Genomic DNA, 23,445 nt, shown 5'->3' with positions numbered 1-23,445 from the left:
CAGATCAGACGGCGGCGCGAGGCGTACCTGCCGCTATTTTGGGCTCCGCGTCGTCGCTCGTCCGCCGTGATGGGTCAAGCGGACGAGCGAGGCTTGCTGAACGGATTGCGGGGCGCGCCCTATTTCACCAGCGGGCAGCCGCCATCCTTCAGGGGCCGAAATGCCTGGTCGGCAGGCACCTCGGCGAGCAGCTTGTAGTAATCCCACGGCCCCTTGGATTCCTCCGGCTTCTTCACCTGGAACAGGTACATGCTGTGCACCATGCGGCCGTCCGCGCGCAGCACGCCGTTGTCGGTGAAGGCGTCTTTCACCGGCAGCTCGCGCATCTTCGCCATCACCGTCTTGGTGTCCCTGGTGCCGGCGGCCTGCACGGCCTTGAGGTAATGCAGCGTCGCGCTGTAGGTCGCCGCCTGGTTCATCGTCGGCATGCGCTTGACGCGCTCGAGGAAGCGCTTGCCGAAGGCGCGGGTCTTGTCGTTGAGATCCCAGTAATAGGCCTCGGTGATGATCAGGCCTTGCGCGAGCTTCAAGCCCAGGCTGTGCACGTCGGAGATGAACATCACGATCGCGGCCAGGTTCTGGCCGCCGGCGACGATGCCGAACTCGCCGGCCTGCTTGATCGCGTTGATGGTGTCGCCGCCGCCGTTGGCGAGGCCGATGATCTTGGCCTTGGAGGCCTGGGCCTGAAGCAGGAACGAGGAGAAATCGGCCGTATTGAGCGGATGCTTGACGCTGCCGAGCACCTTGCCGCCCGCGGCCTTCACGACATCGCCGGTATCGCGCTCGACCGAATGGCCGAACACGTAGTCGGCGGTGAGGAAGAACCAGGTGTCGCCGCCGTTCTTGACGATGGCGCTGCCGACGGTGTGGGCGTTGGCGTAGGTGTCGTAGGTCCAGTGCGCGGTGTAGGGCGAGCAGGATTTTCCGGTGATGTCGGAACTGGCCGCATCCGTCACGATCATGATCTTCTCGTACTGCTTCGACAGCTCCATTACCGCAAGCGCGGTCGCCGAGGTCGGCAGGTCGATGATCATGTCGACGCCCTCGGTCTCCCACCATTTGCGGGCGATGGTGGAGGCGACGTCGGGCTTGTTGAGGACGTCGGCCGAGACCATGTCGATCGGCTTGCCGAACATCTGCCCGCCGAAATCCTCGATCGCCATTTTGGTCGCCTCGACATTCCCCATGCCGCCAATGTCGGAATAGACGGAGGAGAAGTCGGAGAGCACGCCGATCTTGAGCGGCGCCTGCTGGGCCGAGGCGGGGGTGATCAGAGCAGCCGACAGCAAGCCGGCCGCAGACACGAGTGCTGCGATAGATCTCATGGATACGTTTCCTCTTGAGCGGGACTATTCTGTCCCTTTGTCCGACAAAGTTAGGACCCGGTTCCGGCAGAGTCAATTTGTTGCATCTCTCGCATCAATGACGCAGTTTGACGCATACGGCGGCGACGTCTATACTTTGTCCGACAATCACCATTGGAGGCCGATTTGCCTGTCGCGCCGCTGTTCCGACCGATCGATGTCGCGCCGGCCTATCAGAAGGTCGCCGACGCCATCGAGCGCGAGATCGTCAATGGCCGCATCAAGCCCGGCGATCCCATCGGCACCGAGCACGATCTGGTCCGCCAGTTCGGCGTCAATCGCTCGACCATCCGCGAGGGCATCCGTGTGCTGGAGGAGGGCGGGCTGATCCGGCGCGATTCCTCGCGCCGCCTGCACGCCTGCCTGCCGCGCTACAGCAAGCTCGCAAGCCGTCTCAGCCGCGCGCTGGTGCTGCACGAGGTGACGTTCCGCGAGCTCTATGAGGCCTCGATGACGCTGGAGGTGGCGAGCATCGAGGGCGCGGTGGAGCGCGCGAGCGAGGAGAATCTCGCCGAGCTCGCCGGCAATCTCGCGCGCAGCGAGGCCGCTATTGGCAGTCCCGCCATGCTGGCCGAATGCGATGCCGAATTCCACGTGCTGGTCGCCAAGGCCTCGCAAAACCGCGTGCTCCAGCTCGCGCGCGAGCCCGCGGCGCAGCTGTTCTATCCGACCACCGAGATGATCGTGACCGGCGTCGCCGAAGGCGGCCCGCGTCTCGTCGCGGCGCATCGCCATCTCATCGAGGCGATCCGCCGCCGCGATCGCGAGGCCGGCGTGCTCTGGACCCGCCGGCATTTGCAGGACTGGCGCCGTGGCTTCGAGAAGATCGCCTCGCTCGATCGCTCGGTCGAGCACATGTACATGGAGCACGCGCAGGCGGCCCGGCGCCGGTAGCGCAAAACAAGACGCAAGATTTCAAGCAAGAAATTCAACAAATCAAGACATCACACGGAGGGACACATGACCGGCGACACCGCAGCCACCATCTCGAAAGCACGCGAGCATTCCATCGGCGATCTCCTGCGCCGCTCGGCGGGGCGTGGGCCGAACAAGCTTGCGGTGAGCTGCGGTGGTGTGAGCTGGACCTTTGCCGAGATGGATGCGATCTGCAACCGGCTCGGCCGCGGCCTGCTCGGTCTCGGCGTGAGGAAGGGCGATCGCGTCGCGGTGCTCTCCCGCAATTCGCACGCCTTTGCCGCGCTGCGCTTCGCGGTGGCGCGGATCGGGGCGGTTTTGGTGCCGATCAACTTCATGCTCAACCCCGACGAGATCAATTTCATCCTGAAGAGTTCCGGCGCGAAGCTGCTTGCGGCCGGCCCCGATTTCGTCGAGCCGGCTCAGGCCGCAAGCGCGAAAGAGTGTGCGGTCGAGAAGATGATCTGGCTGCCGGGCGAGGATCCCGCGTCGGCGCCCGCGGGCCTGACCACCTTCGACGATCTGCTCGATGCCGACGGTTCGTTCCTGGAGGCCTCGGTCGACAGCCGCGATCTCGCGCAGATCGTCTACACCAGCGGCACGGAATCCCTGCCCAAGGGTGCGATGCTGACCCATGAAGCGGTGATGTGGCAGTATGTCAGCTGCATCATCGATGGCGGAATGAGCGTGGACGACAAGTTCCTGCACGCGCTGCCGCTCTATCACTGCGCCCAGCTCGACGTCTTTCTGGGGCCGCAAGTGTATCTCGGCGCCTCCGGGGTGATCACGGGCAAGCCGACCGCCGACAACATCCTGGCGCTGATCCAGGCGCACAAGATCACTTCGTTCTTCGCGCCGCCGACGATCTGGATCGCGATGCTGCGCTCGCCGTCTTTCGACAAGACCGACCTTTCGACCCTGCAGAAGGGCTATTACGGCGCCTCGATCATGCCGGTGGAAGTTCTGCTCGAGCTGCAGCGCCGCCTGCCCGCCGTAAAATTCTGGAATTTCTACGGCCAGACCGAGATCGCGCCGCTCGCGACCGTGCTGCGGCCGGAGGACCAGCTGCGCAAGGCCGGTTCGGCCGGCAAGCCGGTGCTCAATGTCGAGACGCGCGTGGTCAACACGGCGATGGAAGACGTCGAAGTCGGCGAGGTCGGCGAGATCGTGCACCGCTCGCCGCATCTATTGTCTGGCTATTACAACGATCCCGTGAAGACCGCGGCAGCGTTTACCGGCGGCTGGTTTCATTCCGGCGATCTCGCTACCGTCGACGACGAGGGCCACATCACCGTGGTCGACCGCGTCAAGGACATGATCAAGACCGGTGGCGAGAACGTCGCCAGCCGCGAGGTCGAGGAGATGGTGTACCGTATCCCGGGGGTTTCCGAGGTCGCCGTGGTCGGCCTGCCCGACCCGCGCTGGATCGAGGCGGTCACCGCCATCGTCGTGGTCAAGAGCGGCGAGAAGCTCGACGAAGAATCCGTCATCAAGCACTGCGCCGGCCAGATGGCACATTTCAAGGTGCCCAAGCGCGTCATCTTCGTGGATGCCTTGCCGAAGAACCCGAGCGGCAAGCTGCTCAAGCGCGAGCTGCGTCAGCGCTTCGTCGGGGCTGATACCCTCGACAAGGCGGTGCAGAAGAGCTTTGGCACCTGAGAGGGAGTGCTTCCCATGAAAGCCTGGCAGGTCGCGCGCGACTGGTCGATTGAGGGAATGGAGCTGGCCGATCTGCCGGAGCCTACGCCCGGACCGGGTCAGGTCACGGTGCGGATGAACGCGGCATCGCTCAACTATCGGGATCTGCTCACCGTGCAGGGCAAGGGCGGCGTCACGAGATTGCCGCTGATCCCGTTCTCGGACGGTGCGGGCGAGGTGGTCTCCATCGGCGAGGGCGTCACGCGCTTGGCGACCGGTGATCGCGTCTGTCCGATGTTCTTCCAGTCCTGGATCGACGGAAAGGTCTCGGCGGCCAGCCGCCGCTACGCGCTCGGCGGCACGCGGCCCGGCGTGCTGCAGGAGGTCATGTTGCTCGACGCCGAGGGTGTCAGCCGCATGCCCTCGCATCTGTCGTTCCGAGAGGCTGCGACGCTACCCTGCGCTGGGCTTACCGCCTGGCGTGCGCTGTTCGAAGAGGCAAAAGTGAAGCCCGGCGATACCGTGCTGGTGCAGGGCACCGGCGGCGTCTCGATCTTCGCGCTGCAATTCGCAAAGCTTGCCGGTGCCAGCGTGATCGTGACCTCGTCGAGCGACGAGAAGCTTGAACGCGCTAGCGCGCTCGGCGCTGACCACACCATCAACTATCGTTCAGTGCCGGAATGGGGCAAGGCCGCAGCGGAGTGGAGCGGCGGAGGCATCGACCACATCGTCGAAGTCGGCGGCAAAGATACTTTTGCGCAATCGCTCGAGGCTGCGCACGTCGGTGGCACCATCCTGGTGATCGGCGTGCTCACGGGCTTCTCGCAGCAGATCGCGATCCCGAGCCTGTTCGCCAAGAACCTGCACGTCATCGGCCTCTCCGTCGGCAGCCGCCGCATGTTCGAGGGCATGACGGCCGCGATCGAACGCAATGGCATGAAGCCGGTGATTGATCGCGTATTCAGCTTCGATGCCGTGCCGGACGCGTTGCGCCTGATGCAGCAGGGCGGCCATTTCGGCAAGATCGTGGTCGAGTTTCGCTAGCCGGCGTCGCCGGCCAGCTTCCTGACATCGTCCGGCGTTTGTCCGAAGCGGCGGCGAAACGCGCGATGGAAGTAGGAGACGTCGTGGAAACCGGCGAGATGCGCGATCTCGATGATCTTGCGCGTGCGCAGGCTCGGATTTCGAAGCAGGCGTTCGGCACGCAGCAGGCGCTGCTCCAGCACGAAGCCGCTATAGGTGATGCCCGCCTGCTCGAACAGCAGCTGGATCGTGCGCGGGCTGACCCGGTGCGCGGCTGAAAGGAGGGTGAGCGACAGCGCAGGGCTGTCGAGCTGCGCCAGGATGTCGGACTTGAGGGTTTCGAGACGCGCTGCCGCCAGGCCGCGCATCCGGGCTTGTTCGGCGACATCGCCGCGCGCTCCGATCATCAGCACCGAAAGGTCGAACAGGTGCTGCGAGACCGCGTCCAACTCCGCGGGACCGAGCTTGTCGGCATACTCATGTGCGAGATCATAATAGCGCAGGAACATCGACGTGACCGGATTGGCGCCGGGGATCGAGCGTGCAATCAGGTCCTCGGCATTCGGGCACGCCCGCAGCAGCGCCTTGCGCGGCAGCAGCGCAGTCTGGAAATTGCCAAACCCTGTCTGAGTGATGTGGGCGCCCCTGATCGAGGGATCGCCGATCGTGACGTCGCCCGCGGCGATCTCCAGCGGGCGTTTTCCCATGGCCCCGCTGAGCGCCGAATTGGGCGACATCGTAATCACCAATTCGTCGTTCGTCCCCAACGATACGAAAGACATCGGCGAGCCGAACGAGGCCGAGAGCCTGATACGGGGAAGAATCGCCGGCGCAATGGTTCGATGGACGCGCCCTTCTCCGACCGGCACGAAATCGACGTTGGCCACCTGACGGCAAAACTGCTCGCGCCATCTTTCATAGGCCGGGCCATTCGGGTCGCCGTCGAATGAGAGTTGAGGCTGGATCATCGATCGGGAAGGGCAGGCTTGTTGGCGGTTTACGGCAGGTTGTATCGTCAGGCTGGTGCGCCGCAATGGCAAAAGCGCCGGATTGCGCGATAAGCCACTCGCAACGGCGCGCAGAGACCGCGACCAGGTGCCGCAGTCCCCGTGTGTGCGGATTGCAACGGCAATTCGCCCCGTGGCGCTGGGGGTGGTGGACCTCAGTATTTCTTCACAGCCGTGCCGAATGTCAGCCACAGCGCCATCGATGCGAGCCCGAAGCCACCGAGCAGCAGGAAAGTCGGCCCGTAGCCGATCCATTGCGCGATCCAGCCTCCGAGCGCGGGACTGAGGCTGGCGCCGATGCCCTGCACCGTGATCACGGCGCCCTGGCCGAGATTGATGCGGCCGGTGCCGTTGAGCGAGCGCGCCACCATACCGGGGACGGCAACCGTCTGCAGTCCGGTGCCGATGCCGTCGAGAACCTGCATCGGCACGACGCCCCACCATCCCGTGACGAAGAAGGCGAGCACGCCGCGGATGGGCAGGAACATGAAGGACACCAGGATCACCGGCCAGTAATTGCGCTTGCTCGCCGCCTTCATCGCGATCAGCGACGTCACGACCATGACGCCTTGCGCGATCACCACGGTGGTCGCGACGAAGCTGGGGCCGTTGGCCTGTCCCTCGGCCACCGCCGCAAGTCCGTAGAGCGGTACGATGGCGGCATTGCCGAGGTGGAACAGCGCGAGCGCGAGTGCCAGCACGAGCAGCGCCTTGTGCTTGAGCAGCATCGTCATCGCATCCGGCGGAGCCTTGGAGTCGTCCTCCTTGCTGCCGCGTGAGGCGAGATCGTCGATCGCCTTGGCGGGGATCATCAGCACGCAGGCGATCGCGATGGCGCCGAACACGGCCGCCAGCACGAACACGGCGACATAGCCGAATCTGTAGCCGAGATAGCCAGACAATGCCGCGCCCACCATGTTGCCGGCGTGGTTGAAGGCCTGGTTGCGGCCGTTGAGTGCATTGAAGCCCTTCTGCTTGGCGATGCCGAGCGTGATGCCGGTGACCGCCGGCACGATGGCGGCGCTCGCCAGCGATTGCGCGACTTGCGAGAACGTCACCGCCCAGAAGTCTTGCGAGATCAGGATGATCGCGGAGGCGAGAACCACACAGATGCCGGGAATGACGACCCATAGCCGCTTGTTGCGGCTGGAATCGATGAAGCCGCCGATCGGCGTCGTGACCAGCATGCCCGCGACATTGCCGATCGTCATTGCGGTGCCGATCAGCCCGGTTGCCCAGCCGCGCTCCTGGAGGAAGACCCCGACGAACGGCCCGATGCCCGACTGCATGTCGGCCATGAAGAAGTTGAGCGCAAATAGAGGCCAGATACGGGACGAGGAGGGAAGCCGCGATGTCATCGATACCCAAGCATGCTGTTCGTGCGTCGCGATCCCTTTGGCCAACCGTTCTGGCGTTGATCTGAACGTAACGGGCGCTCGTCACGTTGGTTCCAGTCACCCCGCTCATCGACCTTGCTGAAAGCTCGCTCGCGATGTCATCCTGCGATCTTCTCACGGAGCTCTGGTCATGCCTTTCTGGACCTGCGAAACCTGCGGCGCGCAATTTCCGAACGGCGGAAATCCACCCGCCTCCTGCGTGATCTGCGAGGACGAGCGGCAGTTCGTGAACTGGAAAGGGCAGACGTTTCTCACGCGCGAGCAGCTCATGCAGGGGCACCGACTGGTGGGACGCGACGATCTTGGCCTCACTGGGATCAGCCTGGAGCCGAGCTTCGCCATCGGGCAGCGCGCGCTGCTGGTGCCTCAGGGCGACGGCTGCGTGATGTGGGATTGCATCCCGCTCGCAACCGACGACGCCATCCAATACGTCGCAGCGCTCGGCGGACTGAAGGCGATCGCGATCTCGCATCCGCACTACTACGGCGCGGCCGCCGACTGGAGCGATACCTTTGGCGGCGTGCCGGTCTATCTGCATGCCGACGATCGCGCCTTCGTCACGCGGCCGCATCCTTCGATCGTGCACTGGACCGGTGAAAGCCACCGCATCTCCGACGATGTGCTGCTGCTCCGCACCGGCGGTCATTTCGCCGGCGCCACCATGCTGCACTCGGCGCGCAGTGCGGACGGCAGGGGCGCGCTGCTCACCGGCGACATCGCCCAGGTGACGATGGACCGCCGCTTCGTCAGCTTCATGTACTCCTACCCGAACTACATGCCGCTCAATGCAGCCGCGGTACGGCGGATCGCGGCTGCCGTCGAGCCGCTCGCGTTCGATCGCATCTATGGCGCCTGGTGGGGCCGCAACATTGCTAGCGGCGCCAAGGCCGCCTTCGCGGCGTCGGTGGAGCGATACGTCGCCGCCATCGCCTGAGCCGGCGAGCTGATCTGATTTATCTTGCCGGCGTCAAATAACTGTACTAAAAGTACAGTTAATTGCTGTGGCGCAACGGCGCGTCCGCGGGGCCCGGCATGATCGATGCATCGCCGCGTCCGCGGCGTAGTCTGTGGCTGCGAGCGGGAGTTCGGTTCATGACGGCGCACTACGAGATCTTCGAGGCCGGCGACGTCACCCTCCAGTCCGGGACCGTATTCCCTTCGCTGAAGCTCGCCTACAAGACCTATGGCACGCTGAGCCCGGCCAAGGACAACGTCGTCCTCTATCCGACCTCGTTCAGCGCGCAGCATTTTGACACCGAGTGGCTGATCGGCCCGGACGGCGTGCTCGACCCCACGCGCTACTTCATCGTCATCCCGAACCTGTTCGGCAACGGCCTGTCGTCCTCGCCGTCGAATACCGCAGCGCCGTTTCCCGAGGTGACCTATCACGATGCGATCGCGGTCCAGCATCGCCTTCTCACCGAACGTTTCGGCGTTTCGAGGCTGGCCCTCGTCTATGGCTGGTCGATGGGCGGCATGCAGGCCTATCACTGGGCGGCGCTGCACCCTGACATGGTCGAGCGTGCAGCCGTAGTCTGCGGCAGCGCTCGCTGCGCACCCTACAACCACGTCTTCCTGGAGAGCGTGAGGGCCGCGCTGACCGCCGATCCTGCCTTCCGCGACGGCCGCTTCGCCGACAAGCCCGTCGCCGGCTATCGCGCCATGGGGCGCGTCTATGCCGGCTGGGCGATGTCGCACGGCTTCTATCGCGAAGAGCTCTGGCGCGAGGCCGGCTTCACCTCGCTGGAGGATTATCTCGTCCGCGTCTGGGACGCGACCTTTGCCCGGCGCGACGCCAATGATCTCCTGGCGCAGATCGGCATCTGGCAGAATGGCGACATCAGCCGCTGCGCGACCTTCGCAGGCGATTTCGATCGCGCGCTGGCGGCGATCAAGGCCCACATGCTGCTGATGCCCGGCGCGACCGACCGTTATTTCGATGTCCGCGACAACGAGGACGAGCTCGGCCGGCTGGTGAACGCGAAATCGGCGGTGCTGCATCCGATCCCGTCGCTGCACGGCCATCGCGCCGGCAACCCCGTCGGCAATCCGCGCGACCAGGCCTTCATCAGGGCCGAGATCGCAGCCCTTCTCGGCAAGTGACACAGGCATCCGATCATGACTGACGCAACTGTTTCAGAGTCCGGCCACCGCCTGAAGCCGTTGACGCCGGCCATGCTGCGCGAATTGTCGGTCCGCTCCAATCTCAGAGGCGCAGCGCAGAGCCTTGGCCATTATGGCGTGATCGTGCTGGTGGGCGCGCTGATCTGGAAGATCTCGTCGATTTGGGGCGTGCTCTGGGCGCTGCCGCTGATGGCGGTGCAGGGCTATGTCGTCGCCTTCCTGTTCATGGCGGTGCACGAGACCGCGCACAAGACCGCGTTCAGGAGCCGCAGCCTCAATCTCGTCGTCGGTTATCTCTCGGCCTTCCTGATCGGATTGCCTTACGAATATTACTGCCTGTTTCACTGGGACCACCACCGCTACACCCAGGATCCGGACAAGGATCCCGAGCTGATCGTCGGCGTGAAGCCGACATCCGACACGCAGCTCGCGATCGCCTATAGCGGCCTGCTCCAGGTCGCCGGCCGTCTTCGGCTGATGCTTGGCCATGCCATCACCGGAAAGGTCACCGTGGCCTGGATCCCCGAAAACAAGCGCGCCGTCATCGTGAGAGAGGCGCGTGTCTATGTCGCGGTCTATGCCCTGCTGCTCGCGCTCTCGCTGTGGTTTTCGTCAGCGCTGCTGCTTTGGGTCTGGCTCGTCCCGCTTGCCGTCGGGCAGTTGTTCCTGCGGCCCTATCTCTATGCCGAGCATACCGGCTGCGAGCGCACCCGCAGCGCTTTTCAGAACACCCGCACCACCTATACCGCTGCGGTGGTCAAATGGTTTGCGTGGAACATGCCCTACCACGTCGAGCACCACGCCTATCCCTCCATCCCGTTTCACGCGCTGCCGAAGCTGAACGAGATCGTCGACGGCGAGATCGTTTATCGCGGCCGTGGCTACATCCATACGACGCGCGAAACCTGGGCCTGGTTTCGCCGGAATCTGAGGAGCCGTTGACCAAACGCAAAGCTCCGGCCGCAGCGCGACCGGAGCTTTGTTTGGAAGGCGAGATATCAGTAGATCCCGTAGGCGCAGACATTCACGACGCGCACGCGCATGCCGTGACGGGTCCGAACGAGGCGCTCCTGGTAGCAATTGCCGACGCCGGTGTTGAGGTAGATGCCGCCGCCGTAGCCCCAACCGTGACCCCAGTGATGATGCGGATAGAAGCCGCCAGCCGAGGCGGCGGTGGGCGCGAGAGCGGCAACGCCGAGCGAACCGGCGGCGATCAGACCGAGAGCAAGCTTACGAAACATCTTCATTCTCCAGTGTGGCGCTAAGGCCGTTGTTGTGTCCCTGCATCTCGGTCGGGCCGAGACGCGAACGCGTTCACGGGGGATGAGGAGAATCGTGTTTCAGGAGTGTTTCGTGGGCTGCGGCGAAATATGCCGGCCTCATGTTTTCCGCGCCGCGCGATAGCGCGCGGCCATCGCCTGCGTCAGCTCCGCCATCTTGTCGCGGAGGTCGGCGGGCTCCAGCACCTCGGCCTCGGGGCCGAGCCGCAACAATTCGGCCGCGGCGTGCCAGGATGTCTTGCCGACGGGCACGCGGGCAATGCGCCAGCCATCCGCATCAGCGGTCTCCTCAACCTGCGTGCGCGCCTTGACGTAGGGCTGGCTCAGCGCGTCGAGCAACTTGACGCCGAACGGCGACAACCGGACGATCGCGACATTGGGATGCATCTCGGCTTCGAGGCGCAGCGTCGCGGCCTGCCAATAGGCGGCGAGATCGAAATCGGCGGGACGATCGAAGCCGTCGTCGAGCGCTGTGCAGTCGAGCACGCGCGCGACGCGATAGGTGCGCACGCTGGCGTCGACCTGGCCGGCGAAATACCAGCTCCCGCCCTTCAGCACGAGGCCGAGCGGCGCGAGGCGACGCTGCTTCTCCGCGCGCCAGCTCTGGTAGCGGATCTTGATCAGCGTCCCGCGCAGCACCGCGCCGGCAATCATGCGCAGATGCTTCGGCTCCTCGGCCTCGCCGAACCAGCCCGGCGCGTCCAGATGAAAGCGCTCCTGCATCCGGCTGGCATCCTGGCGCAGATGGACGGGCAGCGCCGCCATCAGCTTGTTCTGCGCGGCGATCATTGCTGCGTCCAGCCCGAGCGCCGCCGCCGGGCCCGGCAAGCCCGCCAGGAACAGCGTCTCGGCCTCGCTCTGCGACAGGCCGTTTAGCCGCACGCGATAGCCGTCGAGCAGCCGATAGCCGCCCTCCGCGCCGCGGTCGGCGTAAACGGGAACGCCGGACGCCGCGAGTGCGTCAATGTCGCGATAGATCGTGCGCACCGAGACCTCGCAGGCCTCCGCGAGCTCCGGCGCGGAGACCTGCCCCCTGGCCTGGAGGGTGGTGAGGATCGACAACATTCGACTCGCGCGCATGATTGCTTAAACCATACCTGACACAGGATGTCAGGTATGACCCGCTACAAGCTGCGCCACCGCCCGCTGGCCAGATGGAGACCTGCCATGACCGATCCGAACCGCATCACGCTGTATTACTCGCCGCAAAGCCGCGCCACCGGCACGCGGGTGCTGCTGGAGGAGCTGGGCGCGCCCTATGATCTCCATGTCCTCAACATGAAGGCCGGCGAGCAGCGCCAGCCCGCTTATCTCGCCATCAATCCGCTCGGCAAGGTCCCGGCGATCAGCCACGGCGGTGCCCTGGTGACCGAGCAGGTCGCGATCACTATCTATCTTGCCGATCTCTTCCCGCAGGCCGGTCTGACGCCCGCGCTGAACGATCCGCTGCGCGGACCTTACCTGCGCTGGATCGCCTATTACGGCTCGTCGTTCGAGCCGGCGCTGATCGACAAGTTCATGCAGCGCGAGCCGGCGCCGATCACGCAGTCACCCTATGCCGACTACGACACCATGCTCGGCGCGCTGGAAGCGCAGCTGTCGAGGGGGCCGTATCTGCTCGGCGAGCGGATGACGGCCGCGGATGTGCTGTGGGGGGTGGCGTTCAACTGGACCATGATGTTCGGCATCGTGCCGAAGAAGGACGTGTTCGTCCGCTATGCCGAGCGCATGACCGCGCGGCCGGCATTCCAGCGCATCAATTCGGCGGACGAGGAGATGGCGGCGCAGCATGCCGCGGCTATTGGTGGTTGAATGATCCGGGGCTGCAGATGACGAAGCCGATGCACACGACCAACTGCTTCCATACCTTCATCCGGGTTGCCGAAGACTGTCCCGCGCGGGTTGGGGAGCAGCCGCCGCTGCGCGCGGGAAAGCCGACGGTCGCGTGCCTGCAATATGCTATGATCGCGAAGTCGCCCTACAAATACACCTCCGATGACGTGATCTTCGCGACGTCTGCGCCGGGACGCGAGCTCGATGCGAAGGCGACGAAGGCGGAGAAGCATGCGGCGCGTGAAGCGTTCTTCTCCCGGGGGCAGGCGTGCATGAGGGCGTCAAGCCTCGGCAAGCGCTTCGGCTGGGGCGTTCATGCCGATGGCGAGGGACGGATCGCGATCTACGCCGTCGAAAGCAAGCGTTACCAGGCGTTCGTGCGCGATCCCAAGCTCACGCAGGTGCGCGCGATGCGGTCGAAGCGGGGGTGATCAAAACCGCGGCGCTCGCTTCTCCGCGAACGCCTTGATGCCTTCCTTGATCTCGTCGCCGCGCATGCTGTCGCGGTGGCGCTGGTCGGCGGCGTGGTCATCGAGCTCGCCGCGGGCGAATTCGTTGATCGCTCGCTTCATGCCGCGCATCGCCTGCGGCGCGTTGCCGGCGAGGATGTTGGCGAGCTGGTCGACCTCCTCGTCCAGAAATTCCACCGCCACCATGGCGGTGAGGTAGCCGATGCGCAGCATCTCCGGCGCACTGATCTTCTGCGCCGTCAGGAACAGTTTTTTCGCATTGTCGACGCCGAGCCGGGTGACGTAGCGTTTGATGCCGCTCCTGTAATAATGCAGCCCGAGCCGCGCCGCCGGCATGAACATCTCGGCGGTGTCGACGCCGATGCGGAAATCGCAGGCGAGCGCGAGGTCGGTCGAGCCGCCATAGACGCCGCCGTTGAGCCGGCAGATCGTCGGCACGCCGAGATCCTCCAGCCGGTTGACGACCACCTCGAACGCAGAGCCCGCGCTCTGCTGCTCGCTGGCGCTGACGGCGCGCTCGGCAACCGAGTTGAGGTCGTAGCCGGCGGAGAAGGCGCGTCCGGTGCCGGTCAGCACCAGCACGCGGATCTCGGGATTTGCCTCGACCAGGTCGAACAGTCTGACGAGTTCGTCGAGGTCCTCGGCCTGGAGCCGGTTGAGGTGCTTCGGCCGGTTGAGGCGGATGGTGGCGCGGGCGCCGTCGCGGTCGAGCACGGGGCCGGTGGCTGCGTCGGTGATGTCCGACATTCTTGTCTCCTTTATCTGTTTTCGAGCGCGCGCCGTTTCGCCTCGGCGTCGATGGTCTCGGCGAGATCGGGATGCCGTGCCATCAGCACGCGGAAGTCGACGAGGTCGAGCACCAGAAGCCGCGACACTTTCGTGGTCGAGACATTGGCCCCGCGCATGTTGTTGCCGAGCAGCGCCATCTCGCCGAAGAAGGCGCCTTCGCCGAGCTGCACCTTCTTGCCGGGCAGGTCGACCTCGACCTCGCCGGCGGCGATGAAATACATGCAGTCGCCCTGCGCCCCCTTGCGGATGACCAGGGTGCGCGCCGGCAGCTCCATGGTCCGCAGCATGTGGGTGACGTCGGCAATCGCAGAGGGCCCGAGGGCCGCGAAGAACGGCACCTTGCTGACGGACTCCCAGGTCTTGAGGAAATTGTCGCGCCGCGTCTCGGCGGCAAATCCGGTCGCCAGAATACCGGTCCAGAGGCCGAACACGCCGAGGCCGGAGATCATCACCGCGGCCGCCACGATGCGGCCGAGCGGGGTGACCGGCACGACGTCGCCGTAGCCGGTGGTCGTGAGTGTGACGACGGCCCACCACAGCGCCGCAGGCACGCTGCCGAAGGTCTGCGGCTGCACGTCCCGCTCCAGGAAATATTCGGCGACGGAGGCGAGGAAGACCACCATCAGAAAGATCACGAGCACGCTGAGCAGCGGGCCCGATTCCAGCACCAGCACGCGGCGAAGCTGCCTCAGGCCGGGGATGCCCGGCACCACCTTCAGCACCCAGAGCACGCTGAGCAGCCAGGCCGTCTTCGGCTCGGCGCCAAGGAGAAGCGCGACCGGCACGGCCAGCGCCCCGATCGCATCGACCAGCCCGGCGGAGGAGGACATGTAGAGCGACAGCCGCCCCTGCCGCGCCATGTGGCGCAGCCGGACCAGCCATTCGAACACGAAATAGGCGAGACAGGTCCAGAGCAGGCCGCTGACCCAATTGTGCGCCTCGTGGGCCCGCTTGTCGGTCAGCAGGACCATGCTGAGCACGCCGGCGGTCACCGCGACATAGGCCACCTTGGTCATGTTGCGGCCGGCCGTGGCGGCCGCAAACTGGGCCAAAGCGGTAATCAGCGGCTTGGACATGCGAGAAGGTGGCTCGGTCTTGAGATCGGTCGGCGCCAAGGTGCCTGCCCGAACGGAGGCCGTCAACGACGGGCGACGGCAGCAGGCAGCGTCAACGGCGCCGCTGCACCGAGTCCGCGGATCGGCACGGCCGTTGCCGGCGGGGAGGCTACCTGAAATGCGGCGGCTCATCGTAGCCGCGGCGGCTGCTGAAGAACAGCAGCACCATCAGCCCGACGCCGACAATGATGGAAAACCCCGCGCCCAGTGCCAGCGCCACATAGCCTTCCGTCGGGATCGGCTCACCTTCGACCGCCATTGCGGAATAGGCGAAGTAGCCGGCCGCCGCCAGCATTCCCAGTAGGAGGATGATGAGGAGTGCACGCATGCTGCGGTCTCCGGTTGTAGTTGCGAACCAACGGTTGCAGATCGCGGCAGTTCCAGACGGCCGACCGTCATTGATCGGGCGGGAGGGACTGTCGCGGATCCCAGCCTTGCGGCAGGGCCTGTTGCCTATGCATTTCGGCGGCGGTCGCGCGCGTCTCCTCTTTGAGACGACGTCACGACCTCACTCTCGTGTCCCGGACGCAGCGCAACACGTAGTGATGCGCTGCAGAGCCGGGGCCCATTCAGCAGCGCATGCTCATCTCCCGGGTCCCGGCTCTGCGCTGCAACGCCTTTTGGCGTTGCAGCTTGTCTGGGACACGAGAGTGGTGCCGGCCCAACCGGCGCTCGCTCAGGCACTCTGGGCGGTCTTCACCACCACGACGTTGGTGTCGTCGTGCTGGGCAGGGCCGCCGCCCTGCACCGTCTTCTCGGTTTCGCCGGCATGGCGTTTCAGATAGTCGCGGCGCATGCCGATCTCGTCGCGGACGAATTCGTAGCCGAGCTTGAAGGTGTCGAGCCCGTCGGTACTGATCGTACCGTCCCTGAGGCCGATGACGGCGCCGCGCAGGATGCCCTCCAGCTCGTCCTGGAGACATTCGAGCTGGTCCAGAGAGTGGGCGTGCTCGATCCGCTCGCCGATGTCGAGGATCGCCGTGGAGAGCTCGCTGGCCTTCTCCGGCGCGATGCGGGTGATCTTGGCGTAGATCGCCGCGAAGATCGAGCCGATGACGCTGAGCGCGGCGGCGCCCAGATACATCAGGTCGCTGTACTTATCCATGAACGATTTGGTGTCGTCGTTGATGTAGTCGGCCGCCCCCTGGTGCGCCATCACGAAGGCGTCCTTCTCGGTCGAGGCCGGCTCAATTCTGCTGGCAAAGCCGTTGTCGAGCCCGAGCGCGGATTTGTTCTCGTAGATGGTGCGTGCCAGCTCGCCCGCCGCGGATGCCGACATCCTGGATTGCGCGACCAGCAGCCATTCGAGCCCGATCGTGTCGAGGTCATCGTCGGGAATTTGCGGCGAGGTCGACAGCGTGCCTGCCGTCAGCGTCTCGCTGGAAATGCCCGGGAGTTTGCGCGCCAGCGCCTTGGCCTCGTCGATCGCGTTGAGCGTGAAGCCGCCGCGCTTGGCGACCTGCTCATAGGCCTTGTCGCGTACCGCCCTGGAGGCATGAACGATGGCGATCACTGCGCCAAAGCCGTTTGACGGCCCAAACAGCTTGTCGAGCGTCGTGCCCTGCGGCGCCATCTGGATCTTCGCGGCGTCCGGACCGTCGGGGATGTCGAGGATGTTGCGGACGAAGGCGAGGGAGGATTCGTTCTCGGCGACGACCGCGACCTTCTTTTTCTTCAGCTCGGCGATCGACTTGATCTTCTTGTTGCCGGGACCGAGCAGAAGCACGAGATCGTGCTCGAGGATCGCGAGCGTGCGCGCCCGCAGCGGCACCCTGGCGTCGGTGCGCAGCACGGCAAGGTCCGCCTGCTTGCGGTCGAATTGCGCGACCGCCTTCGCGTTGTCCGCGTTGTTGACGATCTTGATCCGGAAGCGCGAGGCGTTGCTCTTCAGCAGGGTGGCGAGCTTGGCGGCGAACAACGCCTCGTCGCTGTTGGGAGCGCCGACGGCAAAGATCAGCGTCTCCGAATTGTGCAGCATGGCGCGGCCACCCCAGACGGTGGCGAGCGACAGCAGCAGGGTCAGCACGACGTAGAGGAAGACCTGCTGCTGATTGGTCTTGATCACCTTGGGGCGCCGCGGCGGCGGCTCAATCGGGGATGCGGTGGGGCCTTCAGTACTCATATCAGTACTCATGGCAGCACTCTGGCCTTATTTCTCGGGTGACGGACGGCTCGCGGACGTGATCGCGGCGGGCGCCCTGCAATTCCTAAACGTCTGAAAAAAGAACGATATTTTGGGCCGGCAATGATAGCGCGCCGGGACCGGAATGCAAATTTCGAGCCGAGGGTAACCTTACTCCACGCGACCGCGGCGAAAGTTCATCCTATCACCGGTTAGCCACAGTTGGCGATTTTCCGGTTCCTCCCGGCTGCATTCCGCCGCGGGAGGTGTCATAAATCAGAGGTCCCGGCGATTTGACCGGTCCAAGAAGAAGTTGCGCTGAACGCTCCAGTTTTTCTTGTCACCTCAACGAGGGCGTCGGCTTTGTCGTTTCCACCCATGTCATCGGCGGTTCCGGTCGAAGCGCTCATTGGCTGGATGTTGCTGCTCACCTTCAAGCACATCATCGCCGATTTCGTCCTTCAGACCGCCTGGATGGCGCATGGCAAGGACCAGAAGCACGGCTGGGCCCTGCCGCTTCTGGTGCATTGCCTGATTCACCTTGCGGTTGCGCTGCCGCTGATCCTGATCGTGGCGCCGAAATTCTGGTTCGTGGCCTTCATCGACTTCGTGATCCACATCACGATCGACCGCGCCAAGGGGCTGGTCTCGGCCAATTTCGGCGTCGACCTCGCGCATCCCTGGTTCTGGACCCTGATCGGCGTCGACCAGGCGCTGCATCATCTCACCGGCTTCGGCCTCTCCATCTTCATGGCGGCGAACTGAGGGTAGCCACGGCTGGCTGCTCGGCCTGCATGGTTCGAGATGCGCCGTAAGGCGGCACTCCTCACCATGAGGGTCTGGCATTTCGCCGCAAACCAAAGCCTCATCCTGGGGACCCGCCAAAGGCGGGCGCCTCGAAGGATGGCCAGAGAAAGTTGCCCGCCGGCGCCTCCGATTCGCGGCGAGGGCGCAAGCACCCCGGGTGACTACCGGGCAGCGTGGTTAACCTTTCATTAGAGAATTGCGCTGCATCTTCCCACACGAGGGAGAACTGCAATGTTTTCAAGCCGCGACACTTTTGAGAGCGATTTCTGCCCGGTTCGCGACGAGCTCCTCGGCGAGATGTATCGCGCCAGCGAGAGTGGCCTGCCGAGGCTGGTTGAGAGTGTTTCCCCTGACGCGCGCGCCAGGTTGGCGCTGTTCTGCTATCGCCGCAGCCATCTGCACTCGCTGGCGGTCGCGATCGCAGGGAGCTGCAAGGAGCGTGACCTGATCGAGAACGGCGGCCGAGTCGGCTCGACGCTCTACGCGCTGTCGCGCGCGGGCACGGCGAAATCCTCGCCGTCGCTGTCGGGCGGTCGCAAGCCGATCACGCTGTCGACCAAGCCGTTGTCGGTGCTCGCACCGCTGGACGACGAGATCGACGACGAAATCAGCGAAGCCGTTCCCGCCTAAACGCTGGCGATCACGGGTAACCCGAACTTCCGCCGCGCCATCGCGCATTCGGCATCGCCCGGCATGCAGGTGCGGCACACCTCCGGCCGCACCGCATAGATGCCGCATGCGGTCGCTTTTCCGATCTCGCCCTGCAAGGCCGAGCAGCGATCGCCCTCGCAACGCATGCCGGATTGACGGTCGTTGACCAGCGCCTCCGGAATCGCGGCAAGCTCTTCGTCGCTCTCGATCGAGAAGCGCGGCCAGTTGGCCGAATAGCCGCAGCAGGCGCCGCAACTCTGGCAACAGCTCGACGGATCGATGGGGGAGTTCTCTTCCATCCTCGTCACGTATCCCTCAGGTGTCCTTCGGCGGGCCCCAGACCAGGCTCTGCCGCCATTTCGCGCGCAGCACGTCGCGCCGCTCCGGATATCTCTCGTCGAGATAATTGGCATCGACCACGCGGTCGGTGCGGAAGCTGCGGAAGTCGCCGCGCAGCTCGCACCAGGCCGCCAGCAGGCGCACGGCTTCGAGATAGCCGACCGAGATCGGCCAGATCATGCGCTCGCTGGCGCGGCCCTGCTCGTCGCGATAGCGCAGCATGATCTTCTTGCCTTCGTGGATCTGGGTGCGCGTGCGGACCATGTCCAGGCGGTCCGGCTCCCTGTTCCAGCTCGGCCGTGCCCGGCTCGCCGGCTCCAGCACGAAGGGACGCAGGCGCTCAGGCACGGTGTCGGCGATCTTGGCCATCAGATCCTCGGCCGCGCGTGCCAGTGCCGAATCGGCATGGCCGGCGACCCATTGTGCGCCCAGCACCGCCGCCTCGATCTCGTCGGGCGTGAGCATCAAGGGCGGGAGATCAAATCCCTTTTCCAGGATGTAGCCCATGCCGGCTTCACCGCGGATCGGCACGCGCTGGCCGATTAGCGTCGCGATGTCGCGATAGATCGTTCGCTTCGAGGTCTCGAGCTCGGCCGCGATGGCGTCCGCCGTCAGCGGCTTACGCGTGCGCCTCAGCACCTGGATGATTTGAAACAGCCGGTCGGCGCGTCTCATGCTGGTCCCTTGTCGGTGATCTTTTCAGAAAGCGGCGCGCTGCTGCTGACAGGATGTTGGCAGCAGGGAGGTTCTATACCGGGACAACACATCGACTGAAGAGGATTTGTCCATGATCATTCCGACCCATTTCGGCCCGGCTATTCCGATGTTGCGGGCACAGGCGTGGTCCGCATCGGCGTTCGGCCGCCTCGTTTCGCTCGATCTCATGGCCGTCGACCTCCGGTTTGCCCTTGCGAGCGTGGTGGCACGCCCGCTGATCCAGGCTGCGGACGCGCTGGTCCGCCATGTGATGGGCCGTGCCTGGCGGGGGGCCCGTTTCGCAGAAGATATCACGGCTGCTGCCACCATGGTGGCAGCAGCCCGGCACTAGGTTCCGTCAACTCTTTCGGTGGTTCAGGAGAAGCTTTCATGATCACGCTCTACGGATTTGGCACCGGTTTCGGCCTGCCGGAAATCAGCCCCTTCGTCACCAAGACGGAGGTGCAGCTCAAGATGGCGGGATTGCCCTACCGGAAGGAGCGGGCGATGCCGCCGGCCTCGCCGAAGGGGCAGCTGCCCTTCATCGACGACGGCGGAGAGGCGGTGGCCGATTCCACCTTCATCCGCGCCCATATCGAGCGCCGCTACGGCTTCGATTTCGATGCCGGGCTGTCGCTGACCGACCGCGCGCAGGCCTGGGCGTTCGAACGGATGATCGAGCACCATGTCTATTGGGGGCTGGTCGGTGCGCGCTGGGTCGATCCGGTCAATTTCGCCAAGGGGCCTGCGCATTTCTTCGACGGCGCACCGGAGCACAACCGCGAGAAACTGCGCGAGGATGCGCAATTCCGCGTCGCCGAGAACTATCTGCTCTCGGGCCTCGGCCGACATGGGCCCGATGACGATGTCGAGCTTGCCGTGCGCTCGCTGTTTGCGCTCTCGGTGCAGCTCGGCGACAAGTCCTATCTGATGGGCAACAGGCCCTGCGGCGTCGACGCCACCGCCTTCGGTATGCTCGCCGGCATTCTCTCGCCGTTCTTCGAATCGGCCCTGCGCGAGCGCGCCGAGGGCTTTCCGAACCTCACCGCCTATGTCGATCGGATGATGGACAATTACTACCCGGAATTCGCCTGGACCCCGCTGCGGCAGGCGGCGTGAGGCCTGGTGAATGAGACCCGTCCAGCGCCCCGACCAAGGTGCGTTCCCTCCCCCCTTGTGGGGGAGGGCTAGGGAGGGGGGTAGCCCAGGAAAAGGTGCTGGTTGTTGATGATGCGGCGAGGTAGGCGCGCGACGGAAAGAATCCCCGTGTGGCACCCCTCTCCCTGCCCCTCCCCCGCAAGGGGGGAGGGAACGGAGAGAGCGCCGTAGCTGGCCAAACTCGATTCGAGTTTGCGCTCGCTAATCTCAAAGCCAAAACAAAAGAGCCGGCCCATTGGGCCGGCTCTCGTCGTCTCAAGACTGTCGCCGCGCTTACTTCACCAGCATGTACTTGCCGTTCTTCACCGTCAGCAGGATGCGCGAGCGGTCGTCGAGGCCGTAGCGGTCCTTTTCGGTGAAGTTGTAGACGCCCTGGCTCGCCGCCAGCTCCTTCTCCGACAGCAGCGCCTGGCGGATCGCTTCGCGGAATTCCGGCGTGCCGGGTTTTGCGGTTTTCAGTGCCGCGGGAATGATGCGCTTGAGGATCTCGAACGCGTCGTAGGAATGGCCGGCGAACTGGCTGCGGCTGTTCGGGCCGTATTTGGCTTCATAGGCCGAGTTGAGCGCCAGGCCCGGCTTCTTGGTCAGCGCGCTGTCCGGCTGGTCCTCGGGATCCATGACGGGACCGGAGGCCATCAGCACGCCCTCCGCTGCCTTGCCGGCGATGCGGATGAAATCCATGCTGGCGGCGCCATGGGTCTGGTAGATCAGGCCCTGATAGCCGCGCTCGCGCAGCTCGGTCTGCGGCAGCGCGGCCGCGGTGCCGGACGCGCCGACCAGGATCGCGTCGGGATTGGCGGCAACCAGCTTCAGAACCTGTCCGGTCACCGAGGTATCGGGACGGGCGAAGCGCTCCTCGTCGGCGATGGTCATGCCCATCGGCACCGCCTGGGCCTTCAAATCGTTGAACCAGAGGTCGCCATAGGAGTCGGAATAGCCGATATAGCCGAGCGTCTTCACGCCCTTCGCCTTCATGTGCTCGTACAGCACCTTGCCCACGATCGGGATCGGCTGGGGCATCGCCACCGACCACTTCATGCGCTCGGGCGTGATCGGAAACGGTGCCAGGCCGAAATGGGGAATGCCGGCTTCGTTGGCGACGTTGGAGACCGCGATCGTCGGCGGCGTCAGCGCCGAGCCCATGATGATGTCGGCCTTGGATTCGGTCACGAAGCGGCGGGCGTTGGTGGTCGCGGTGGTGGGATCGCCGCCGTCGTCGAGCACGATCACCTTCAGCGGCACGCCGCCGATCTCCTTCGGCACGAATTCCAGTGCGTTGCGCTCGGGAATGCCGAGCGCGGCGCCGGGGCCGGTGGTGGTGGTGGTGATGCCGATGGTGATTTCGCTGGTCTGGGCCAATGCGGGCAGCGCCGGCAGGGCAAGCGCCGCCGCGGTGATGGCGGCGGTCAGGTAAAAGCGTTTCATTGTTTCCTCCCTTACGTGTTTTCTTTGAAAGCAGAAATCGGGGGGTAATTCAGCCCCCTCTTTTGGTGATGCGGCGATTTAGCTCCGGACTTAACTCCCCGTGAATTTGGCTACCATTTCCGCCGGGAACGGTGCCGATTTCAGCTTGTCGGGGTTAACGGGATCGCGACCGACCAGGACGCGGGTCTCAAAACCCTCGATCGCCAGCGCCTCACCCTTGTAGACGTTGTGCTTCACCTCGAAGCTCGATCGCTTGATGCTCTCGATCTTCGTTTCGATGGTGATCCAGTCGCCGTAGGTCGAGGGGATGTAGAACTTGGACCGCGTGTCGACCATGGGGATGCCCACCAGGCCGTATTTGCGGACCAGGTCCTGCTTGGAGAACCCGGCGACCTCGAACAGGGTCGAGGTCGAATCGTCGAACATCGCGAAATAGCGCGGGTAGTAGACGATGTTGGCGGGGTCGCAATCACCCCACTGGATCTGTACGTCGCGCCGGTTCACGAACATGTGTCGCGCGCCCTATTTCGGCGCCATGCGCAGCGAGCCGTCGAGGCGCACCACCTCGCCGTTCAGGTAGGAATTCTCGACCATGTGCAGCGCGAGCGCGGCGAACTCGTCGGCGTGGCCGAGCCGGCGGGGGAAGGGGATTGCGGCGGCCAGCGAGTCCTGGGCTTCCTGCGGCAGGTTCGCGAGCAGCGGGGTCAGGAACAGGCCGGGCGCGATGGTCAGCACGCGAACGCCGAATTGTGCCAGTTCGCGCGCGATCGGCAGCGTCATGCCGACGATGCCGCCCTTGGAAGCCGAATAGGCGGATTGCCCGATCTGGCCGTCATAGGCGGCAACGGACGCCGTGTTGATGATGACGCCACGCTCGCCGGTCGCCTGCGGCTCCAGCTTGGACATCTCGGTGGCGGCAAGACGCAGCATGTTGAAGGTGCCGATCAGATTGACCTTGATCACCTTGTCGAAATCGGCAAGAGCCATCGGGCCATCGCGGCCGACCACGCGCTTGGCAACGCCGATGCCGGCGCAATTGACCAGCACGCGGGCCGGGCCGTGGGCCTTCGCAGCCTGCGCGACCGCGGCTTCGGCGGAGGCGGCATCGGAGACGTCGCAGGTGATTGCCACACCCTTGATCTCGGCGGCGACGGTTTCCGCCAGCTTGGCATTGAGATCGCAGACCGCGACCTTGGCGCCCTGTGCCGCCAGTTTTCGCGCAGTGGCCGCGCCCAGTCCCGATGCGCCGCCGGTGACGATGACTGCCTGATCTTTCAACAACATGGCGTTCT

Annotated in this window: 26 protein-coding genes; 12 read left to right on the top strand and 14 right to left on the bottom strand. The window is 64.9% G+C overall.

What is annotated here, in order from left to right; genetic code table 11:
* Nucleotides 1-119: 119 nt before the first annotated feature.
* Complete coding sequence (locus AABA84_RS26320) at nucleotides 120-1,325, bottom strand: ABC transporter substrate-binding protein (RefSeq protein WP_212245729.1); 1,206 nt, start codon at nucleotides 1,323-1,325, stop codon at nucleotides 120-122.
* A gap of 165 nt (nucleotides 1,326-1,490) precedes the next feature.
* Here AABA84_RS26320 and AABA84_RS26315 point away from each other — a divergent pair, with 165 nt between their 5' ends.
* From AABA84_RS26315 to AABA84_RS26305, 3 genes are all read left to right on the top strand, one after another.
* Nucleotides 1,491-2,258 (top strand): FadR/GntR family transcriptional regulator, encoded by a 768-nt coding sequence (locus tag AABA84_RS26315; protein WP_212245727.1) that lies wholly within the window; start codon nucleotides 1,491-1,493, stop codon nucleotides 2,256-2,258.
* A 66-nt stretch (nucleotides 2,259-2,324) separates the two neighbouring features.
* Nucleotides 2,325-3,938: an acyl-CoA synthetase gene (locus tag AABA84_RS26310; protein WP_338313622.1), complete on the top strand. Its 1,614-nt coding sequence runs from the start codon at nucleotides 2,325-2,327 to the stop codon at nucleotides 3,936-3,938.
* A gap of 15 nt (nucleotides 3,939-3,953) precedes the next feature.
* Complete coding sequence (locus tag AABA84_RS26305; RefSeq protein ID WP_338313621.1) at nucleotides 3,954-4,961, top strand: zinc-dependent alcohol dehydrogenase family protein; 1,008 nt, start codon at nucleotides 3,954-3,956, stop codon at nucleotides 4,959-4,961.
* Here the strand turns inward: AABA84_RS26305 and AABA84_RS26300 are convergent.
* Nucleotides 4,958-6,139, bottom strand: a complete 1,182-nt coding sequence (locus tag AABA84_RS26300; protein ID WP_338305704.1) for an AraC family transcriptional regulator — start codon at nucleotides 6,137-6,139, stop codon at nucleotides 4,958-4,960. The genes AABA84_RS26305 and AABA84_RS26300 overlap by 4 nt on opposite strands.
* Nucleotides 6,103-7,305 (bottom strand): MFS transporter, encoded by a 1,203-nt coding sequence (locus AABA84_RS26295; RefSeq protein WP_338305703.1) that lies wholly within the window; start codon nucleotides 7,303-7,305, stop codon nucleotides 6,103-6,105. The genes AABA84_RS26300 and AABA84_RS26295 overlap by 37 nt, the downstream gene beginning before the upstream one ends.
* A gap of 169 nt (nucleotides 7,306-7,474) precedes the next feature.
* Between AABA84_RS26295 and AABA84_RS26290 the strand changes: the two genes are divergently transcribed.
* From AABA84_RS26290 to AABA84_RS26280, 3 genes are all read left to right on the top strand, one after another.
* Nucleotides 7,475-8,278 carry an MBL fold metallo-hydrolase gene (locus AABA84_RS26290; protein ID WP_338313620.1) on the top strand — a complete coding sequence of 268 codons (804 nt, stop codon included), beginning with the start codon at nucleotides 7,475-7,477 and terminating at the stop codon, nucleotides 8,276-8,278.
* A gap of 158 nt (nucleotides 8,279-8,436) precedes the next feature.
* Complete coding sequence (locus AABA84_RS26285) at nucleotides 8,437-9,447, top strand: alpha/beta fold hydrolase (RefSeq protein WP_338313619.1); 1,011 nt, start codon at nucleotides 8,437-8,439, stop codon at nucleotides 9,445-9,447.
* Nucleotides 9,448-9,462: 15 nt separating this feature from the next.
* Nucleotides 9,463-10,410, top strand: a complete 948-nt coding sequence (locus AABA84_RS26280) for a fatty acid desaturase (RefSeq protein ID WP_338313618.1) — start codon at nucleotides 9,463-9,465, stop codon at nucleotides 10,408-10,410.
* A 56-nt stretch (nucleotides 10,411-10,466) separates the two neighbouring features.
* Here AABA84_RS26280 and AABA84_RS26275 read toward each other — a convergent pair whose 3' ends face one another.
* Nucleotides 10,467-10,709 carry a hypothetical protein gene (locus AABA84_RS26275; protein WP_338313617.1) on the bottom strand — a complete coding sequence of 81 codons (243 nt, stop codon included), beginning with the start codon at nucleotides 10,707-10,709 and terminating at the stop codon, nucleotides 10,467-10,469.
* 138 nt (nucleotides 10,710-10,847) lie between these two features.
* On the bottom strand, nucleotides 10,848-11,828 hold the full coding sequence (locus tag AABA84_RS26270) for a helix-turn-helix transcriptional regulator (protein ID WP_338313616.1): 981 nt from the start codon (nucleotides 11,826-11,828) through the stop codon (nucleotides 10,848-10,850).
* 87 nt (nucleotides 11,829-11,915) lie between these two features.
* Between AABA84_RS26270 and AABA84_RS26265 the strand changes: the two genes are divergently transcribed.
* Nucleotides 11,916-12,560, top strand: a complete 645-nt coding sequence (locus AABA84_RS26265; protein WP_338313615.1) for a glutathione S-transferase family protein — start codon at nucleotides 11,916-11,918, stop codon at nucleotides 12,558-12,560.
* A 17-nt stretch (nucleotides 12,561-12,577) separates the two neighbouring features.
* Nucleotides 12,578-13,012, top strand: a complete 435-nt coding sequence (locus tag AABA84_RS26260) for a DUF6157 family protein (RefSeq protein WP_212245708.1) — start codon at nucleotides 12,578-12,580, stop codon at nucleotides 13,010-13,012.
* On the opposite strand, the gene AABA84_RS26255 is transcribed toward AABA84_RS26260, so the two are convergent.
* The 4 genes from AABA84_RS26255 to AABA84_RS26240 form a co-directional block, all read right to left on the bottom strand.
* Nucleotides 13,013-13,798, bottom strand: a complete 786-nt coding sequence (locus tag AABA84_RS26255; RefSeq protein WP_338305696.1) for an enoyl-CoA hydratase/isomerase family protein — start codon at nucleotides 13,796-13,798, stop codon at nucleotides 13,013-13,015.
* Nucleotides 13,799-13,809: 11 nt separating this feature from the next.
* Nucleotides 13,810-14,916, bottom strand: coding sequence for a cyclic nucleotide-gated ion channel (locus tag AABA84_RS26250; protein WP_212245705.1), 1,107 nt, complete (start codon nucleotides 14,914-14,916; stop codon nucleotides 13,810-13,812).
* Between the two features lie 148 nt (nucleotides 14,917-15,064).
* Nucleotides 15,065-15,283 (bottom strand): hypothetical protein, encoded by a 219-nt coding sequence (locus AABA84_RS26245; protein ID WP_338305695.1) that lies wholly within the window; start codon nucleotides 15,281-15,283, stop codon nucleotides 15,065-15,067.
* Nucleotides 15,284-15,631: 348 nt separating this feature from the next.
* Complete coding sequence (locus AABA84_RS26240) at nucleotides 15,632-17,077, bottom strand: TAXI family TRAP transporter solute-binding subunit (protein ID WP_338305693.1); 1,446 nt, start codon at nucleotides 17,075-17,077, stop codon at nucleotides 15,632-15,634.
* A gap of 417 nt (nucleotides 17,078-17,494) precedes the next feature.
* Here AABA84_RS26240 and AABA84_RS26235 point away from each other — a divergent pair, with 417 nt between their 5' ends.
* Nucleotides 17,495-17,842, top strand: a complete 348-nt coding sequence (locus AABA84_RS26235; RefSeq protein WP_049801962.1) for a DUF3307 domain-containing protein — start codon at nucleotides 17,495-17,497, stop codon at nucleotides 17,840-17,842.
* A gap of 273 nt (nucleotides 17,843-18,115) precedes the next feature.
* On the top strand, nucleotides 18,116-18,514 hold the full coding sequence (locus AABA84_RS26230) for a hypothetical protein (protein WP_212245699.1): 399 nt from the start codon (nucleotides 18,116-18,118) through the stop codon (nucleotides 18,512-18,514).
* On the opposite strand, the gene AABA84_RS26225 is transcribed toward AABA84_RS26230, so the two are convergent.
* Together AABA84_RS26225 and AABA84_RS26220 are read right to left on the bottom strand one after the other, a co-directional pair.
* Nucleotides 18,511-18,834 carry a YkgJ family cysteine cluster protein gene (locus tag AABA84_RS26225; protein WP_212245697.1) on the bottom strand — a complete coding sequence of 108 codons (324 nt, stop codon included), beginning with the start codon at nucleotides 18,832-18,834 and terminating at the stop codon, nucleotides 18,511-18,513. The two genes, AABA84_RS26230 and AABA84_RS26225, sit on opposite strands and share 4 nt — an antisense overlap.
* Before the next feature lie 16 nt (nucleotides 18,835-18,850).
* Nucleotides 18,851-19,549, bottom strand: a complete 699-nt coding sequence (locus AABA84_RS26220) for a helix-turn-helix transcriptional regulator (protein ID WP_094892883.1) — start codon at nucleotides 19,547-19,549, stop codon at nucleotides 18,851-18,853.
* A gap of 112 nt (nucleotides 19,550-19,661) precedes the next feature.
* Here AABA84_RS26220 and AABA84_RS26215 point away from each other — a divergent pair, with 112 nt between their 5' ends.
* Nucleotides 19,662-19,922, top strand: coding sequence for a hypothetical protein (locus AABA84_RS26215; protein ID WP_018321420.1), 261 nt, complete (start codon nucleotides 19,662-19,664; stop codon nucleotides 19,920-19,922).
* A gap of 38 nt (nucleotides 19,923-19,960) precedes the next feature.
* A complete protein-coding gene (locus tag AABA84_RS26210) occupies nucleotides 19,961-20,689 on the top strand; it encodes a glutathione S-transferase family protein (RefSeq protein WP_212245695.1) in 729 nt (242 codons plus the stop codon).
* Nucleotides 20,690-21,001: 312 nt separating this feature from the next.
* Here AABA84_RS26210 and AABA84_RS26205 read toward each other — a convergent pair whose 3' ends face one another.
* The 3 genes from AABA84_RS26205 to AABA84_RS26195 all read right to left on the bottom strand — a co-directional run bounded on the left by AABA84_RS26205 (nucleotide 21,002) and on the right by AABA84_RS26195 (nucleotide 23,437).
* Entirely contained in the window at nucleotides 21,002-22,153 is a 1,152-nt protein-coding gene (locus AABA84_RS26205) for an ABC transporter substrate-binding protein (protein ID WP_212245693.1), read from the bottom strand.
* Nucleotides 22,154-22,243: 90 nt separating this feature from the next.
* Nucleotides 22,244-22,663, bottom strand: coding sequence for an acyl-CoA thioesterase (locus AABA84_RS26200; protein WP_212245691.1), 420 nt, complete (start codon nucleotides 22,661-22,663; stop codon nucleotides 22,244-22,246).
* Between the two features lie 12 nt (nucleotides 22,664-22,675).
* Complete coding sequence (locus AABA84_RS26195) at nucleotides 22,676-23,437, bottom strand: SDR family NAD(P)-dependent oxidoreductase (RefSeq protein ID WP_212245672.1); 762 nt, start codon at nucleotides 23,435-23,437, stop codon at nucleotides 22,676-22,678.
* Between the last annotated feature and the right edge of the window lie 8 nt (nucleotides 23,438-23,445).

Origin of the sequence: Bradyrhizobium sp. TM239 (assembly GCF_036247985.1) — a bacterium.
GTDB classification, from domain to species: Bacteria; Pseudomonadota; Alphaproteobacteria; order Rhizobiales; family Xanthobacteraceae; genus Bradyrhizobium; species Bradyrhizobium ottawaense.
Note: the sequence above shows the minus strand (reverse complement) of the source record. Positions and strands in the feature narration are given on the sequence as shown.